This is a genomic window from Thermogemmatispora onikobensis (assembly GCF_001748285.1).
GTDB classification, from domain to species: domain Bacteria; phylum Chloroflexota; class Ktedonobacteria; order Ktedonobacterales; family Ktedonobacteraceae; genus Thermogemmatispora; species Thermogemmatispora onikobensis.
In genome coordinates, this window is the sequence record NZ_BDGT01000044.1 from 21,865 (window position 1) to 39,577 (window position 17,713).

General features: G+C 63.5%; 9 protein-coding genes. 4 read left to right on the forward strand and 5 right to left on the reverse strand.

The genetic code is table 11. From position 1 onward, the window contains the following. Positions 1-257: 257 nt before the first annotated feature. Positions 258-6,053, forward strand: coding sequence for a serine/threonine protein kinase (locus BGC09_RS17075; protein ID WP_069805444.1), 5,796 nt, complete (start codon positions 258-260; stop codon positions 6,051-6,053). Continuing rightward, the gene (locus BGC09_RS17080) at positions 6,050-7,120 is read left to right on the forward strand and encodes a hypothetical protein (RefSeq protein WP_069805445.1); all 1,071 of its coding nucleotides are present in this window, start codon (positions 6,050-6,052) and stop codon (positions 7,118-7,120) included. Before BGC09_RS17075 ends, BGC09_RS17080 begins: the two co-directional genes overlap by 4 nt. Positions 7,121-7,207: 87 nt before the next feature. On the opposite strand, the gene BGC09_RS17085 is transcribed toward BGC09_RS17080, so the two are convergent. The 5 genes from BGC09_RS17085 to BGC09_RS17105 all read right to left on the reverse strand — a co-directional run bounded on the left by BGC09_RS17085 (position 7,208) and on the right by BGC09_RS17105 (position 14,707). Further along, a complete protein-coding gene (locus tag BGC09_RS17085; protein WP_069805446.1) occupies positions 7,208-9,262 on the reverse strand; it encodes a serine/threonine-protein kinase in 2,055 nt (684 codons plus the stop codon). 265 nt (positions 9,263-9,527) lie between these two features. Continuing rightward, positions 9,528-11,423, reverse strand: coding sequence for a glycoside hydrolase family 6 protein (locus tag BGC09_RS17090; RefSeq protein ID WP_084659039.1), 1,896 nt, complete (start codon positions 11,421-11,423; stop codon positions 9,528-9,530). Positions 11,424-11,710: 287 nt separating this feature from the next. Further along, complete coding sequence (locus BGC09_RS17095) at positions 11,711-12,529, reverse strand: crotonase/enoyl-CoA hydratase family protein (RefSeq protein ID WP_069805447.1); 819 nt, start codon at positions 12,527-12,529, stop codon at positions 11,711-11,713. A 129-nt stretch (positions 12,530-12,658) separates the two neighbouring features. After that, a complete protein-coding gene (locus tag BGC09_RS17100; RefSeq protein ID WP_084659040.1) occupies positions 12,659-13,222 on the reverse strand; it encodes a COG4315 family predicted lipoprotein in 564 nt (187 codons plus the stop codon). 348 nt (positions 13,223-13,570) lie between these two features. Next, positions 13,571-14,707 (reverse strand): hypothetical protein, encoded by a 1,137-nt coding sequence (locus BGC09_RS17105; protein WP_141727834.1) that lies wholly within the window; start codon positions 14,705-14,707, stop codon positions 13,571-13,573. Between the two features lie 331 nt (positions 14,708-15,038). Here BGC09_RS17105 and BGC09_RS17110 point away from each other — a divergent pair, with 331 nt between their 5' ends. Together BGC09_RS17110 and BGC09_RS17115 are read left to right on the forward strand one after the other, a co-directional pair. After that, positions 15,039-15,749, forward strand: coding sequence for a CBS domain-containing protein (locus BGC09_RS17110; RefSeq protein WP_069805449.1), 711 nt, complete (start codon positions 15,039-15,041; stop codon positions 15,747-15,749). Continuing rightward, positions 15,736-17,713 (forward strand): GNAT family N-acetyltransferase (locus BGC09_RS17115; protein ID WP_069805450.1); only part of this gene is annotated, 1,978 nt, incomplete at its 3' end. The genes BGC09_RS17110 and BGC09_RS17115, both read left to right, overlap by 14 nt.

Consider the following 17,713-nt stretch of genomic DNA (forward strand, 5'->3'; position numbering starts at 1 on the left):
GTTGCTCTCCTCCGCTATCGTGCCATGCAGATGATGCAGATGAGGCGGGCAGATGACAGGGACTCTCGCGCAGCGCAGACCGGCTAGCCACCAGCCCGTCATCGGGCGCGCTTTCTTTAGCTGGAGCACAGCTGGCCTGAGACAACTGTCTCGCTCTCTTCTCCCTGTGTGAGGAAAAAGCAGGACTGATCATCTGATGATCTCGTATCTATCTTTCTTTCACTCTTCTGGGTTCGTGGCTTCAACGAGGTGAACGCATGACAACTGCGGGCGAAGCAGGGACGCCAGATGCCTACCGCCTGAGCCGTCTCCTGGGAAAAACCAGTCTCGCCGAGACCTATCTTGGCGAGGAGCGCGCCAGTGGCACCCCCATTGTCTTCAAGCGGTTGACGCTGCCCCTGAACGAGGGCGACCGCCAGCGTTTGCTTGCAATGCTGCAAGCCTCTGCGCGCATCCTTCACCCTGCCCTGGTGCGAGTACGTGCTGTGGGCTTGCACGATAATGCTCCTTTCGCGGTGACAGAGTATGCACCCGCTGGCTCGCTACGCCAGCGCTATCCGCGGGGAATACGCCTGCGACCAGAAATCCTGCTCTCGTTTCTTCCGCAACTCGGGTCGGCCTTGCAGCATCTGCACCGTCAAGGCGTCTTCCACCTGGACCTCAAGCCCGAGAACATCTTGCTGAAGGCCGATGGGAACGTGATGCTCAGCGATGCCGGCTGGCTGAGCGTGCCAGCACTGCTGCAGGTGCGCCTGACCGCCGAGCCCCATAGCGCGGCCTATCTGGCCCCCGAGCAGCTTCTGGGCTTGCCAGTAGCGGCCAGCGACCAGTATGCTCTGGCCTGCTTGCTCTACGACTGGCTGAGTGGACAGCCGCCGTTTGTTGGCTCTCCCCGAGACGTCTGTAGACAGCATCTGTATGCACCCCCGCCCCCACTGGCAACCTCTGTGCCGGCAGCGTTGACGATGGTGCTCTGGCGCGCCCTGGAGAAAGACCCTGGCAAGCGCTTCCCCAGCGTCACCGCCTTCGTCGAGGCATATACGCAAGCCTTGCGTGGAACGGCCAGCCGACCAGCCAGCACCTCCGTCTCTTCCAAAGAGAGTTCTCCCAGCCACACGCCCTCGGCGCCACCACCCGCTCCGTCGGAGCTGGTACTCCACCAACAGGAGGGGAGAAGAGAGGAGGAGACGGGTCAGCCTCCCTCCTGCCGGCTGTGCGGTCGGCCCCTCCCCACAAGCAGCAGACCACTGGCCTGTCCTGTCTGTGGCTACCCGGCGGATCTCCAGGAGGAGCAACGCTTCCTGGAGCAGCTGACGAGTGAACTGAGTCGCCTGGCCCACGCTGGCGCGGCCTCGCTGCCATTGGGCGTACTGGCAGCGTTTTCTGTCCCCTCACTGCTGGCGCTCAGGCGCGAGGCCCACGCTGGTCATGCCTCCTTGCCGTTGGGGCTGGCCGTTGACCGCTACTGGCACCGCTTGATGGAGGTGCGACGCCTCCTTGCCACTGCCTCCGAGCGTGCGCGTCTGAGCCAGCCAGCCAGTCCTTCGCCTTCCCTGCAGCAAAGAACCCAGGGCGAGGCAACTTTTCCCACTGCCTCCTCTCAGCAGACCTCAGCAGCCACGCCCGTCAAGCCAGCCTCCCAGCAGCAGATCAGGCAAGAGCTGCCTGACTCGGCAGCGCCATCACCGGCACCCTCGCAACGGGAGTCCCAAAGCGCACCTGCTGCCCCCGTAGATTCCCAACCACAGGTGGTCGCTGCGGCCCGAGAAGCGGCGGGTGTCGGCCCGACCCCTGCCCCTGCTCCTGTACCATCGGCGCCTCCGCCCCCGCTCCCGTCCCGCCCCAGTCCCATTGCTACCTTGCGACCGCTGGTTGAGTCGCCTGTGGCTCTGATGGTTGCTCTGGGAACCTTTCTTCTGCTTGCTGCGCTTGTGGTCTTCCACATTGCCGATCAATCCCATGCCCTCCCGGTGACCATTTGCGCTCAAGGCTTTTTTGCTCTGATGATGATCATCACTGGCCGCTCTTATCGATTCCATGAGTTTAGAGGTATCTATGCCATCTTCTTCGCCCTCACGGTGCCACTGCTCTTCCCCGATCTGGAGCCGTTCCTTCAGCACTACCAGCCCTGGCTGCTGGCCTTAACGGCGCTCTACGCAGCGGTGACCTATGGGGTGCTGGCCGTCTCCCAGCGCTTCGCCCCGTTTGCGATCCTCTGCGCTGTGGCCCTGGTGGTCTCGACCGTCTCCCTGGTTGGGGCCGTTTTTGGCAGCCAGGGATGGCTCTGGATACGCTGGGTGCCGGCTGGCCTGCTCGCGCTGGCGCTGGTCGAGGCGGAAGCCCTGGGAGCACCACCCCAGGGGGCACGTGGCTCACCTCTGGCCCGGCTACTCTATAGCTCCTGGGATGTGTTGCGGCTGCCACTGGCCTTTTCATCACAGACGCTGGCCTACACGATCACTGGACTGGCGTTCATCGGTAGCCCCATCCTGCTCATCCTCCTCTGGACATCGACGCCAGTGGAGGAAACACTGCGCGTCGCGACGTCGGCTCCTGTGACCTTACTCCTGGCCTCCGTCTGGCTCCTGCGCCTGGGCGCGCTCACACGCCAGTCCCCTGCACAGTACCCGCTCATGGGCCTGCTGACCCTGGCCGTACTACTCACCGCTAGCCTGATCGCCCCAGAGGCGGCCCGGCTGATGAGCAGTCTGGGCCTGCTCCTGCTGGCGACTTGCAGTGAAGGCTATGCCCGCCTGGCACCACCCTCGCTCTGGCTCTACCTGCGTCCCGGGCGCGAGCTGACGACAGTGCGCTTCCTCCTGCTCCTCCTGCTCCCTTTCCTGGCCGTTCTGCCTGCACAAGCAACTGGCCAGACGAACGGCCTGCTGACTGGCTCTTCGCTCGTCTTCGCCAGCGCCGCTCTTCTGTTGCTGGTGGTGCTCTGGCCCGCACCGGAAGCCTCCCCTGGGGACAATCGGCGCCTCAGCACGGACCGCTCGCCCTGGCTGCTGCTGCTCCCCGCGGGAATGCTCCTCTGGGGCTATGCAGCCCTCGGGCAGGCTCTCAATTGGGCATCAGTTGGACCCTTGTGGTGGTTTGGCCTCTTCTGTGGGGCCTTCCTGGCGCTCTCCTCCCTGATCCGTCGCCTGGCCGGGCGTCAGCAGGCCGCTCTCTGGGAGATCGTGGCGCTCGCCGCGGCCATCCTGATCCTGGTCCTGCTGCCACTTCAGCAGGACCTGCTTGCTATGGCACTGGTGCCGCTGCTACTAGGAACGGCGAGTTATGGACTGCTGATCGTGCAGCGCCGTTCACTCTGGCTCTTCCTGCCTGGCTTGTTCCTTGGGGTCGGGCTGCTGCTGCTTGGATTCTGGATCAGGCACCTCCAGGGCAACGATGCCTGGGCGGTCGTTCTGTTGGGGAGCGCTGTCCTGTTGCCCCCTCTCGCTGCCACACTGCGGCGCTGGCTACCAGCCGGTCAGACGAACTTGGTACAGTCGGCGGCCCAGACCTGGACGAGCGAGCGCCTCTTGACCACCTGGGAATGGGACTGGCCGTTGACTGCTTTAGCCCTGGGAGCCGGCTGCTGGTTGGCCAGCTTGCTGTTGGGGAATGCGGCCTATTGGAGCAGGATGGCCCTGGCGATGACGAGCGGCTGGCCCTGGCTGGCTGGCCTGGCACAATCCGGCTGGCTGGCAGTGGAAGAGACGCTGATAGTGGCTCTGGTCTCCTACCTGGCTGGACTGTGGGCCAGGTCACGCCTCTGGCTGGTTCCCGCAGCCCTCTTTGCTCTGATTGCGCTCTGGCTGGTCCAAGACCAGTTCTGGGCCTTGACTGGCGTGGTCGTCGGCACCGCTGCAGTCGGTCTGGTGGTCAGTCGCCTGAGTGGCCAGCGCTGGGCTGTTCCCTGGTATGTCGCTGCCCTCTTCAGCCTGCTGCTGGTCATGAGACACGCCTTGCTTCCCTCAATCCAGGCAGAGAGCACCTATGTGCTGCTGGGGCTGGCAGGCGTTGTCACAGTGGTCGGCCTGATGGAGGGGCAGCCGAAGGTGTTATGGCTGGTGCCACTCCTGCTGCTGGAAGCGAGTGCGGTCGCCTTGCTGTACAGGCAGCTCTGGCTGCTTGATGTGCTCCTTGTGCCGGCTCTGGTCCCACTGAGTGCGCTGGTGGGCCTGGGCGTCAGCCGTTGGGACCGGTTGCGGCAAGGCCCTCCGAGCAGGGCGCAACGCTGGCGCTGGTCCCTCCCCTGGTACGTGGGAGGCCTGGTGGGCCTGGGCGCAACGAGCCTGGTCGCCTTTGGGGGACCGTGGAAGGCGAACCCGTTACAGATCCTGTGGCTGGTGGGTCCCTACCTGCTGCTGAGCTTCGCTGTGCTCGCCACCGCGGTCGCCTGGCTGGAGCGCACTCCCGAGCTGCTCTGGCTGGCTCCCGTCCTGGTGTTGGAGGCCTCCACGTCGGCTCTGAAAAATCTCTGGGCTGCAACGCTGGCTCAGCCTCAGCAGGCGACGCCAGGGCTGCTCTTGCCACTCCTGGTGCCCGCCTGCGCCCTGGTAGGGCTCCTGCTGAGTCGCCTGCACAGGCACCAGCGCCTCTTGAGACTGCGATGGGCTGCCCCCTGGTATGTCGGCGCCCTGGTGGGCATAGCTGCTAGCAGCCTGGCGCTCTTCACAGGACGCTGGGCAGTCCATCTACCGATACTGGCCCAGGTGGGACCATACTTGCTGCTGGGCTTCGCTGGCCTTGCCACCGCCGTAGGCCTGGTCGAGGCTCTCCCCGAGGTCCTCTGGCTTGTCCCCCTCCTGACGGTCCTCGCCATTGCGGCGGCTCAGCTCACCACCGGTTCTGACCGCGGGCGCGCTCTGCTCCCGCCCGGCCTGGTCCTGCTTTCCACCCTCGTGGCGCTCGGCACGAGCCGCGCCGTGCGGGGGCGCTTGAGACAACGATCGGCAGATGCTGCTGTCTTGCCCACCTGGTTCCGCCTGCGGCTGACAGCTCCCTGGTATCTGACGGCGACCTTTGCGGCCTGTGCCACTGCGACATTCCCTTTTGTCCAGCGAGGAATGCCCTGGCCTGGCGCCGTGCCCATCCTGCTTCTCGGCTATGCCCTGCTGGCTTTCCTTGCTGCGCTGCAAGAACAATGGCTGTGGCTTTCCCTGGCGACCGTCGTCTTCGGACTGTGGGGGCTGAGGCTGTTGATTGGACGTGTCCCAGATCTGCTTCTGCCGCTAGGCGTCGGAGCGCTCGCAGTGGCCTTCCTGGCTGACGTGCTGTTGCACCCCCTTCCCTCCAGGGCCTGGCCTGCCTCACTGGTGAAGCTGATCCGGCCTTCCTGGGCCTTGGTCTGGGTCCCGCTCATTGTCCTGACCTGGAGCGCGCTGGGCTGGCTTCGCCCACAGCCGGTGGCCTTCCTCCTGACACTTTTCCCGACACCGGCTTTCTGGGGCGCTGCCCTGGTCGCTTTCCTCGTCTACGGCTCCGGTTTGCTGCTGCGTCAGCTGCTGGTCTGCTGGCTGGCATTGCCGCTGGCCCTCTCCGCCCTCGCCCAGGTCAGCGTTGCCTCAGAGCACGGCCAACCAGGACCGGGTATGAGCGAGTTGGCTCTCTTCTGCCTCTTGTGCACCCTCGGCCTGGCCATTGGAGCCTCTCTTGAACGCCGCTGGCCGCTGCGTCCCTACTTGCTTCCTCTCCTGGCCTCCAACTGCGCCGGAGTCTTGATGCTGGGCATGGCTGGCACCACTGCCCACAGCGCACAAGGCCTGGTCCTGGCCTCGGCCCTCCTGCTGGGGTATGGCTTCTTGAGCTGGCTCCTGGCTCTCCACCTGGGCTTGCCCTGGCTCACGCTGCTCACTGGGCTCTGGACCATCTGGGGCCTGGCCCTCCTTGCTCTCAACGGCCAGCTGGATCAGCGAGGCAAGATGCTGTTGGTCATTCCCATCGGCGCCGCCGCCACACTGCTGGGCCTGCTCGGCCTCCATCGCTCGACGAGCAGCGCTCCTCCCCGGCGGCACCAGCCACCTGACGCACGTCCTCAGCCTCATGAGGAGGAACCGCTATGAAGACAACACATTCCTTTCCTCTCGTCAGCCGCCTGCTCTGGAACTGGCCCTGGTACCTGCTGGCGTTTCTGGCTGCCCTCATCGTCGGGCTAAGCTCTAGCCCCTTCCGGCTGCCCGGCCTGGCCATGTTTGTCTTGCTCTCTACGCTCGTGATGCTCCGCGAGCGTCTCCCCGAGGCCCTGGTCTGGCCGGCGGTACTCCTGGCCTGGCTGCTGAGCCTGTTGCCGCAGACGCAACACTGGACCCTGGAGGGGACCTTGCTCCTGGCTAGCCTGGCCTGCGTCCTGCTCTTTTGCTCACAGTTCATCTGGCGCCTCATCAGACCACTGCCGCTCTGGCTGGCGCCAGCCACCCCGGCCCAGCTGCTGGCGCTCGCCGGCCAGCTGACTATTGTCATCATCAGTGGCGGGGCCGCCCTTGTAAACAGCCAGCCCCGCACCCCGCTGGGCGCTCTGGCGCGTCTGTTCGATCTCTCTCTCCAGATAGGCCCGCTGACTTTGGCCACCCTGGGTCTGCTGCTGGTCTGGCAGGCCCTGCTCCAGCCACGGCGCGCTCCGCGCCTCTGGAGAGGGTACACTGCGGGCTTGCTCCTGGCCCTGGCCCTTTCCTGGGAGATTGGACGCCTCTGGCAACCATCGCTTGATCTCCTCTGCCTGCCTCCGGCCAGCTACCTTATCGTGCTGTGTCCCTTCCTGCTCCGCGATCGCCAGACGATGGGCAGCCAACAGGTGGGGCATCTGCTGGCCGTAGTCGGCTCCTGCCTGTTGCTGATGCCCGCCTTCATTCTGAGCATCGTCACTCCGCAGCTGGATGCGCAGATGATCTCGCTCCTACTGGCTCTGGCAGAGTCGCTGAGCCTCTTCTCCTTCGGTATCGCCGTGCGCGTCCGTTTCTTCGTCCTGGGAGGCGCCGCTTTGGTGGTGGGCGGGGCAATCAGAGCGGTCATCTATACACTGGCCAACCCTCACAGCGCCCCTATCGTCTGGCCAGCTCTGGGCCTGGCGGGCCTGGCCTTGCTCGGAGGCTCCATCTTCTTGACTTTGCGCCGCTCTGCTCCCCTGCCCTGAATAGCCGGAGATCGTTGCCAGAGACCACACGCACATGGCCCGCCCTGGCTCGGCCCCGGCAAGGAAGCGGATTACTTCGGCGCGCCCTCAGACATAGCCCCGGAGCCGATCCGCTTCTCGATAGGCCGCCTGAGCGTCACGCTCTCGCCCAAGACGCTTGAGGGTGTTACCACAGCGCTCATAAATCTCGGGATCTGCCGGATCTTTCTGCTGGAGCTGCTCGTATAGAGCAAGCGCCTCGCCATAGCTCCCCAGCACAAAAAGTGCATCAGCACGCCGCAACACTGAGAAACCCATCCCGCTACGCTCCTCTGCCTCCAGCGCCTGCTGATAAGCCTGGCGCGCTTCCCGCTCTCGCCTCAGCTTCAACAGCGCATCGGCCTGGCCATAGCGCGCAGCTACCAGCCCAGGGTCGTAGCGCAGCGCCTCCTCATAAGCCGCCAGGGCGGCCCGATACACACGCTGCTGGTAGAGCACATCACCTCGGGCACAGTGCGCCGCGGCAAAACCCGGCTGGAGCTGGAGAGCACGCTCAAAGGACGCCAGGGCCTCCCCATACTCCCCACGGGTCAGCAGCAGAAGACCACGGCCATAATGGGCCGCGACATTGCTCGGGTCAGCCTCCAGCGCCAGCTCGTAGGCGGCCAGCGCCTCCACAGTCCTGCCAAGCCGCTCCAGCGCCGCTGCACGCCCGCTTTGGGCAGCGCTGTCTTGCGGATTCTGCCGCAGCGCCAGCTCATAGGCGAGCAGCGCCTCCTGGAAATGCCCACCTTGCCAGCAGCGATCACCTAGCCCCCGCCAATCGAGGACCAGCTGGGGATCGCAGGCCGTCGCCCGCAGATAGCTCTGGAGCGCCTCAGCATACTGCCCCTGCCGGGCTAGCTGATCCCCAAGCCCCTTCAGGGCTTGGGCCTGCAAGCGGACCTGTGCCAGCTTCGGCTCCTCTTCCAGCAACGAGGCAGGCACTGCAACCGGAGAGACAGCGGCAGGCTCAGGCTGAGAAGCAACAGGTTTGGCTGGATGAGCAGAAACTGAATGAAGAAGAGCATCAGCAGAAGGATGAAGCAGTGGAACAGAAGCAGCATTTGATCGCCAGGAGGGGGACACTTCTGCGGAAGCCCCCTGCTGAGGCGCTGGCGTGAGCATCCTGCTTGCATACCGTAAAGGAGGATCAGCAGGATCAAATCGCTCAAGCAGCTGATAGCGCAGCAAGGCTGTCTCTGCCTGACCGCGAACGGCCTCCCTGTGAGCCCGCTGCAGCCAACAGGCTTTCAGCTCCCCGTACTGCGCAGGATCATGTGGGGCCGTACGCAATGCCTGCACAAACTCGCCTACCGAGGCGTGGCGCTGCTCTGGCACCTTCATCAGCGCTTTCAACACGGCCAGCTCGATATGTAGCGGTAGGTCCGGGCGAACATGCGAGAGCGGCAGGGGCAGTTCCTCACGGTGCTGCAGGGCCCAGCTGAACCAGCTCCCACCGGCGGCAGCCAGGGGCTTATGACCGGTCAGCAGCTCATAAGCCAGGCAGCCGAGCGCGTATTGATCACTGGCCGGCAACGCTCGCCCCTCGAATTGCTCCGGGGCCATATAGGGCAGCGTTCCAGCAATCGGCAGGCGCTGCGTCGCTGCTGCATCCAGAATCACCGCGATCCCAAAGTCAGCCAACAAGACGCCGCCGGCGGCATCAAACAAAATATTCTCCGGCTTCAGATCGCGATGAATCACAGGCTTCTCCTGGGAATGGGCATGTTCTAGCGCCTGTCCAACCTGCTCCAGAATCTGCAGCGCCTCCTCCACTGGCAAGCCACACGGTTGCTGGTGCAACCGCTCACGTAGCGATCCACCAGCAGCATAGGCAGCGATCAGATACGGAGGAAAATCCTGGGCAAGGCCGGCATCATACAGCGGCAAGATATGGGGGTGACGCAGCGCCTCCAGCAACCGGGCCTCTTGAAGAAAAGCCTGTTGCTCCTTGGCGGAGACACCATGCGCGCTACTGAGAAACTTGATCGCTGCGCGGCGAGGCAGCAGCAAATGCTCAGCCAGGTAGACCTCGCCAAAGCTACCGCTTGCTAAGCGCTCTCCAATGCGATAGTTCCCAAGTTGTTTCCCGGTATAGGGTGCCGGTCCGGTCGAGGCCATCGTTAGCGTGCTCAGATGGGCGCGCTCCTCTCTCCTTCAGAGACACTGCGCCCTGCCCTATCCGTGAGCTCCTGCTCCCCACTAAGGATACCATAAGCGAGGAGCAGCACGCCAGTACATCCCCCCAGCTCTGGAAAGCATGTCTGTCAGCGCCACAAAACAGACCTGGTGCCGCGGCTAGTCCCTCAGCCGCAACACCAGGCCGCTGCGCAGGTAATGGAGCTTTGCCGCCAGAGCAAAGAACCTGCTGATCGATCGAACCGGCCTAGAAGGGCGGATAGGCGTTCTGGACCAGGGTATCGAAGCCCGCCTGGAACCAGGCCCCCGAGACCGGTGCGTTCGGCATCGCTCCCGTCGGCTGGTTATTGTTCATCGAATTGCCCCCATAGGTCGGGTCGCACATTCGATCGAAGCCTTTGCCCGTCGGGTTGTTCGGTCCCTGTGGGATCAGGCTGCTGGACCCATCCGACTCCCCTGGTGGCTTGATCCACACAAAGGCGTCAAAGCCGCTCGACGGGTTGGCCTGCGGACGCGCTCCAATCCCGCCTGGCTGGTTGCACCAGTTCCCCCGGCTGTAGCGGCGATCAATGCGCGTCTGATCCACGAACGTGTTCACATCCGTGGCACTGCTCGGCCCCGTCGGACGGTTCGGCCCACCCCAGCCGTTGCGCGAGGTATCGATGAGCATCCCGATCGTGCTCGGGAACCCCTGCGCAATGAAGGCGTTGCGCATATCAATGTCGTAGGGCAACTCATCGATGTAGTTGTTCCACTGGTAGAAGTTCGCCGAGCGCACCGGCTGCCCCCCGATGGTCTGATTGGCCGTCATGTACGGCTCCGTCGTCGGGGTGTAGTTGGCCGTGTTACTGATGAAACCATCAATGCTGTTGACCCCCGCCGTCGTCCCCTTGATCGTGTTGCTGATCAGGGTCACCGCCGGCTGGAAGTTGCTGCTCCAGCCCAGCCAGCCACTATGAGCAATGTCGACGTAGAGATAGACGTTGGGGATGGCATGCAGCTTGTTGATGGCGTACTGAATCCCTTGTACGTAGGCTCCGCTAGAGTTGGCCTCCGCACACTTGGCAATGCTGAGGTTGGTCACCAGGTTGGGCAGTGAGTCCGGCTCAATGATGGCCACAATGCGCAGGTTGCTGTACTTGGACTGGCTGAAGGTGGCCGCAATCGGGTCGATGAACTGCGACTTGTAGGTGGCCAGCCCATTGTTAGAGACGCTCAGCTCTCCGTTGGAGGCCAGAGCGGCACAGTCTCGATTGGGCAGATCGTAGACCACAAAGGTGATCACAATCGGCTGGCTGCTGGAGGCCGCCTGCTGCTCCGCTGCGTCCAGATAGCCGGAGAGGTTGGTCGGGTAGCCGGTCCCGCCCGTGACCGCCGCAATGCTATCCAGCCAGACCGCCGTCGAGTAGCTGGCAACCTGGGCTTCCTTCTGACCCAGCGTGCCCCCAACACTGGCCGCACCCGCCCTCACTTCCGCCGCCCAGTAGGGGTTGATGAAGCCCTGGGCCCCCGCGTAGGGGTTGTCCACGTGCACGCCCGGCGTGGGGGTGCTCGTCGGCGCCGGCGTTGGCGTGGGGGTCGGCGTGGTGCCCGGCGTTGGCGTGGGCGTTACTGTTGGTCTGGGCGTGGGAGTGGGAGTCGGGGTGCTGCCCGCGGTCGGCGAGGGCGTGGGGGTCGGCGTGGGGGTGCCACTACCGCTGCTGCCCCCGCAGGTGTTGCCGTTGACCGCAAAGGTGGTCGGCGTCGGGTTGCTGGTCGTCCAGCTACCGTTGAAGCCCAGACTGACCGAGCTGTTGACCGCTACGGTGCCGTTCCAACTGGCGTTGGTGACGGTGACGTTCTGCCCCGACTGGCTGAAGTTGCCGTTCCAGCCCTGGGTGACCGCCTGACCGCTGGCGGGGAAGGTAAAGGTGAGGGTCCAGCCGTTCCAGGTGCTGCTGCCAGTGTTCTGTAACACTAGGTTAACGCTGAAGCCGCCAGGCCATTGGCTGACAACGCTGTAGCTGACCTGGCAGTAGCTGGCTGCGTGCACTCGCGCCTGACTGCCAAATAACCCCGTCAGCAGCAGGACGGGCAGGGCCAGCAACGCCAGCAGCTGCTTGCGTCTCCACAGACGCTGACGCCTGGGTACCTGTGATGCCATAGCTTTCCTTGCTTTCCTTTCCTTGTGCTACTACTCCTGCGCTCCCCGCTCCGCGAAACCGTCCCTGATTTCCACGGATCACGGGGGCGAGTTCCCCTCGCTTGCATCCCGCAAGCGGTACCGTAAACGATTACGTAAACGGTTACGAATAAATATATACCTGTAGGGGGCGCGCTTTGTCAAGGGAGGGAGAGAAAGGAGGCAGAGGAGCAAGGGGAGCGTTCCCCTTTGCTCTCTCTGCCTCGTTGGCTGGTATCCACCTGAGAGATACACCGGCGCGAGGGGCATCACAGGTCATCGTAGCGACCGTGGCGGCCATGTCCCTCCATGAAGCGCCTGGCCCCGATCTGGGCCTCATCCGACTGGAGTGTCTCGAGGCCGTAGCTGGCTTCATGGCGCAGGGCCTCTGGCAGAGGAAGAGACCATTGCTCATAGAGCGAGCGTCGGTCAGAGCGCAGGCATTGCTGAGGGAAGCGTGCGAGGTTGCTCGCCAGGGCCAGCGCGGTGGGCAGTGCCTCGCCATGTGGAGTCAGGCGGTTGACCAGGCCCATGCGCCAGGCCTCCTCGCCCGAGACCCCACGTCCGGTCAGAATCAGGTCAAGCGCGTGGCTCTGACCAATCAGGCGGGGCAGGCGCACTGTTCCCCCGTCCATAAGAGGCACGCCCCAGCGACGATTGTAGACCCCCAGGATGGCGTCCTCAGCGGCCACGCGCAGGTCGCACCAGAGCGCCAGCTCCAGGCCGCCCGCCACTGCATAGCCCTCAATTGCTGCAATCACTGGCTTCTGCAAGAGCAGGCGCGTGGGACCGAGTGGCCCATCTCCCTCGCTCTCAAGCCTGGGCGTCTGTCCTGCTGCCAGCTCCTTCAGATCGAAGCCGGAGCAAAAACTACCGCCGGCCCCTGTCAGTACCGCTATGGCTAGCTCCGCATCATTGTCAAAGCTGCGGAACGTCTCCAGTAAGGCGCCGGCTAGCTCAGCCGTGATGGCGTTACGGCTTCCTGGGCGATTCAGTGTCACGATCAGCACCGCCCCTTGCCGCTCCACCAGCAGCGGCCTGGTCTCGCTGGGGAGATTCGTCGTGGTGGTCTCAGCATGCTCGGACATCGTTGCTCCTCTCTTTCTTCTGCGAATGGACACTGACCATTCACGAGACCCATTGGCAGGCCCCGCTCAGCCCATCGCTCACCCTACTCTATCCTCACAGGCCGCTGCTTGTCCAGCCGCTGCCACGGCCTAGTATTTATACGGGTTGCCCCCAGGCGTTGGCGTTGCCAGCTCGGAAAGCGACGGGGTGGCCACGAACCAGCGCCCTCCAATGCCGTTGCCTTGTGTCTGCCCCGGAGCGGTATCCCCAGCATACGTGTAGAGTAGGTGCCCGTTGTAGGCCACCTGCTGGCCGTGGGCGTCCTTGACGACGCTTAGCTTGCCAGGCAAAGGAGAGGCGCTCTGAGGCGAGCCGCTCCCCTGAAACAGCAGCGGAGGCCAGGTACTGGCACAGCCACCCGTACAGGCCGACTGCGTCGGCGTATCCGCGGTGAAGTAGTAGAGCGTCTTGCCCTGGCTATCCGTCAGAATTGCTGTCGACTGGCCGTTGAGGGAGACCGTGGCGATCTTCACAACCGCGCTGCCAGGCATACTGGCCGTCGTCGGCGTCCCGTTTATCGAGCCGCTGGCGCCGCTCGTAGTACTACTTTTGCCTGTATTCTGATCGCTGCTTCCACATGACGCCAAAACTATTCCTAAAGCCAGTATCAGCAGAAAGAACTTCAGCGGAGTCTTATGCATCCATTGCATCATTGACCCTCCAGTGTCGAAAGTAAGAGCGAAAAGCCGGGTGCACAATAGTCCGGCCACCGGGGTATCCGCTTAAGTCCTACGCTCGCAGGTTACAGGGCACCGAGGTCTGGATCGGGAGCTGCTGCCGAGACGCAAGCTCCTTCATTTCCAGATTGGCCCGGGGGGACGTGATCGGGGTGCCTCTCAGGCCCAGCAGTAGGGGACCAACCAGCCGCCGTTCCTTGCCAGAAAGGGGCCTGCCTGAAGCAAGGTCAGGCGGCTCCGCGATCCAGCAAGCGCGCACAGGCCAAAAAGTGCTCGAGTGCCGGCCTACCACCGGCACCCAGCAAGCTGCGCAGAGCAGCGAGGCTAGTTCCCGTAGGAGATCACCATTGGCGGCGGCTGTAATGCCAGTACCTGAGCAGGGGTCATCAGTGTTCGCGCCTCGATATGGTAGAAGAGCTTGAAGCCTCCATAGCGGAAATTGTGATACTTCTGCATGTCTTGCTGTACCCACATCGTATATTGGCGAATCTTATCCTGCTGATCACCGCGATAGCCGCCGACGCTATCAACGTGGATCACCACGTCAACGCGCGGATCATAGACGAGATTGCGCTTATCTGCAAATTCGGCCATCGATGCATCATAGGGATTCTTCAGTCCGTCCCCATCGCCACGATACTGATGAATCACCAGAATCTTGCGCGGCACATGGTACTGCATCGGCAAGGCGGCCAGCGTCTCAATGACGGGATTCAGATCGGAGGCTCGCACATTGCTGAGGTTGACGCCTGGAATACCGTTGTGGCGCGGAAACATCCACTCGGGATCGATCGCCAGTTCCACAAAGCTATAGTGCTCCAGGTAGGGCAGAAAGAAGCGCAACTCCTGCATCACCGGCGCTTGCCCGAAGCTCAGGTCTAGAAACAGCAGTAGATTATGTTGCTGACAGAAGCGGATATACGTTCCGATGGTTGTCGGGTCCAGGCGATGGCTGTAGGTCTGCTCAGGCCCGGGATAGCGGTCGGGGACGCTGGCCACCAGGTCGATGGCCAGTTTCACGGGGTGAGCGGGATCAAGCCGGGCATAGACTGCCCCTTGGGCCTGGAGGTGGGCCAGCATCTGGGCGTTGAGCTGGTAGGCCGGCCCGGTCGCTGGCGCCCCGGGAATCCCGTAGAAGGCTACCACCCGGTAGCGAGGGAAAATCGCCCCCGCATTAGGATCAAAGGGCTGTATCGCTTCGGCTCGCTCACCCAGGCGCTCCTCATTGAGCAGCGCCGAGGGCTGCTGCTGGCGAGCCACTAACTGCCAGGCCAGCACCGTCCCTGCTACCAGCAGCGGCAGCAGAAGAAGCCCAAAGAGCAGCCCCATCGCGACTGAGGTCTTCCTGGAGCCGCGCGGAGAACTCCACGGACCAGGACCTGTTGTGGCTCCCCCCAGGGGCCTGGTCGGAATGGTACTGAGCGCCTCCCCCCGGCTGGAGCGTCTTGTCGGAGTTGTCATGACGATCCAGATCCTCCTCAAAAACCCCTGCTCTCTTTCCCAGAAACAACAAACGGCGATACCGTAATCAATGGACGGTCAAGAAGGTTTGTCTCCTCAAGCTCCCAAACAGAACACCATAGATGGAAACGGAGCAGTGGCAGGATTCGGGATGCCCTCCCCCAGATAGGCTACTTGCCCCGGCAAGGGAGACGGGGCGGAAACCGCGGGCAGGGATATAGCTCCCTCTCGCCAGCCATATGCTATCATAAAGACGGCTGAAGGTCGTTCTCTCTATCTCCCGGCGTGACGAACGCTGCCGGAGCGGTCCGCTAAAGGAGGAGGGCACGCTATGCTTGTCAAAGATGTCATGACCAGAAAGCTGATTACGGTGACCCCCGATGATACCCTCGGGCACGCTGCCACGCTGCTGCGCCAGTTTCAGTTTCATCATCTGCCAGTAGTTCAAGGGGAGCCAGCTATCTTCGGCTTCACGGGAGCGACGAAGCCTCTCTATCTGGAAGGGCTGCTGACCTCGCAGGATATCGACCTGGCTGTCGCCGCCTCGGCGCAGCAACCCTGGCAGGAGCGACATGTCCAGGAGGTCATGGACCGCAGCCCCGTCTGCGTGACTCCCACGACCAGCGTCGCCGCTGCAGCCCAGGTGCTGGTTGAGCGCGGCCTCAACGGGCTGCCCGTCGTCGAGTATGAGCAGCAGGAGCAGCGAACGCGCACCCTCCTGGTGGGCCTCTTGACCCGCAGCGATCTACTCATCGCGCTCGCCCGCGCTCTGGGAGCTTTCGAGCCAGGGATGCAGCTCCTGATCCCCTTCACCACGGGCAATCCGACCCCGCTGGCCCGCCTTCTGCTCCTGGCTGCTGAACTGCATGTTCAGGTCCGCAGCCTGGTCGTTGTTCCTCCCAAGAATGGCCAGCCGCGAATGGCGACCGTACGCCTGGGCACCATTAACCCGGCCCCTCTCTTGATGCGCCTGCAGGATGAAGGCATCGAGTACTCGTTTCCCGATCTTGCTCTAGAGGAGCGCAGCCATGACCAAGCCTGATCTTGCTTCTTCTCACCCCCGCGTTTGCCTGGCTTTTGACCCGCTGGAACTCCACTACGATTTTGGGGCCGCCCACCCCCTCCAGGCGGACCGCATGCGGGCCTTGCTGGACCTGCTGGAGACCTGCCAGCTGTGGCGCCAGGGCGATCCCCTGTTGCACCTTCCGATCCGCCCCGCCTCCCTCGATGAGCTGCGGCTGATCCACACCGATGACTACCTGGCCGCGGTTCAGCGGCTCGGGGCCGCGGCGGCAGAGCTGCCTGCTCTTCCCCCACAGCAACGGCAGGAGTTGGAGCAGCAGGCGCTCCGCTACGGCTTCGGCGATGGCGATACGCCCATTATGCCAGCAATGCACGAGGTTTCGGCGATGATCGCCGGCGGGACACTGGTCGCAATGAGTGCCGTGCTCGGCTTGCCCGAGGGCGGCCAGTTCTCCTCACCCGAGGAGCGGCCTGTGCATGTCTTCCATCCCGGCGGCGGCCTCCATCATGCCTGGGCCAGTCGTGCCTCGGGCTTCTGCGTCTATAATGATGCTGCTGTGGCCATTGCTCATGTGCTGCGCGCCAGCGAGGCCAAAGTCCTCTATGTCGATTTCGACGCCCATCATGGCGATGGGGTACAGCGTGCCTTTTACGATGAACCGCGCGTCTTGACGGTCTCCCTCCACGAAACGGGCCGCTACCTCTTCCCCGGCACCGGCGATGTCCTGGAATTGGGGAACGGCCTTGGTCGCGGCTATTCTGTCAATGTGCCTCTGGAGCCATTTACACAGGATGACTCCTACATTGAGGTCATCGAGAACCTGCTACCGCCCCTGGCCCTCTCTTTCGCCCCCGACGTGATTATCAGCAACCACGGCTGCGATACCCATGCCTGGGACCCGCTGACTCACCTGGCCTTGACCACACGCGCCTTGCAGGCCCAGGTGCGACTGGTGCACGAGCTGGCTCATCGCTACTGCGGTGGGCGCTGGGTCGCTCTTGGCGGCGGCGGCTATGATCCCTATCGGGTCGTGCCGCGGGCCTGGGCCCTGGTCTGGGCGGAACTGTCCGGTCAGCCGCTCCCTGCTCAGCTGCCCACCGATTGGATCGAGCGCTGGCGCCCGTCGTGGGAGGCCATGCGCGAGCGCGAGCGCGAGACCTGGGAGGTGATGGGCAAACCGCAACAGGAAAGCAACTTCCCTGCAACCTTTGAGGACCAGCCAGAACACTTCCCACCGGTGCCACGTATCCAGGAAATCACGCGGGCCAACCGCCATACGGCCTCGCTCGTTCGCCATCTCGCTGTGCCGCCTGCCGTGCGACCGGCTTTTCCACCGCTGCGCCAGCGCTCGCCGCTGGCGGGCCTCTTCGATTTGCTCCACCTGCGCGGCGCTGATACGCCCTCGCGTAGCCAGACCTTGCAGACGGCGCGCGGCCCGATCCTCTTGCGCGATTTCTGTCCCCCCTCGCTGGTCGAACGCTTTCGCCCCTCCAGCGGTCTCTGCTCCTTCACGCGCCTGCCCGAGCGCGAGCATCGTCTGCTGCTGGAGATTGCGCAGCGGGCCGATTGCGCGCTGGCTCTTGCCCATACCCCCGGAGGTGAGATCGTCGGCGAGGTGACTCTGGCCCCCGGCGACGCCTGGTGGGAGGGGTTGGAGCAGGTCTATGAGGTAGCCATTGAGGTCAGCCGAGACTGGCGTGGTCTGGGCATCGCGCGCAATCTGCTGGCTTTTGCCCTCGATCTGGAGGCTCGCGAGGACTTGATTTTCTTTGCCGTTGGCCTCTCCTGGCACTGGGATACCGAGGGCACCGGCTTGTCAATCTATCGCTATCGGGAGATGCTCATCAAGCTCTTTGGCTCTCAGGGCTTTAAGGAGTATCCTACCAATGAGCCGAATATCGCCATGGACCCGGCCAATGTCTTGCTGGTTCGCGTCGGCAGCCGGGCCGATCAGCGCATCGTCAGCCAATTCTTCAGTCGGG

Excerpts from the sequence above, each read along its gene's own strand:
- BGC09_RS17090 (WP_084659039.1), bottom strand. The coding sequence starts at position 11,423 with ATGGCATCACAGGTACCCAGGCGTCAGCGTCTGTGGAGACGCAAGCAG.
- BGC09_RS17095 (WP_069805447.1), bottom strand. The coding sequence starts at position 12,529 with ATGTCCGAGCATGCTGAGACCACCACGACGAATCTCCCCAGCGAGACC.
- BGC09_RS17085 (WP_069805446.1), bottom strand. The coding sequence starts at position 9,262 with ATGGCCTCGACCGGACCGGCACCCTATACCGGGAAACAACTTGGGAAC.
- BGC09_RS17075 (WP_069805444.1), top strand. The coding sequence starts at position 258 with ATGACAACTGCGGGCGAAGCAGGGACGCCAGATGCCTACCGCCTGAGC.
- BGC09_RS17110 (WP_069805449.1), top strand. The coding sequence starts at position 15,039 with ATGCTTGTCAAAGATGTCATGACCAGAAAGCTGATTACGGTGACCCCC.
- BGC09_RS17080 (WP_069805445.1), top strand. The coding sequence starts at position 6,050 with ATGAAGACAACACATTCCTTTCCTCTCGTCAGCCGCCTGCTCTGGAAC.
- BGC09_RS17105 (WP_141727834.1), bottom strand. The coding sequence starts at position 14,707 with ATGACAACTCCGACAAGACGCTCCAGCCGGGGGGAGGCGCTCAGTACC.
- BGC09_RS17100 (WP_084659040.1), bottom strand. The coding sequence starts at position 13,222 with ATGATGCAATGGATGCATAAGACTCCGCTGAAGTTCTTTCTGCTGATA.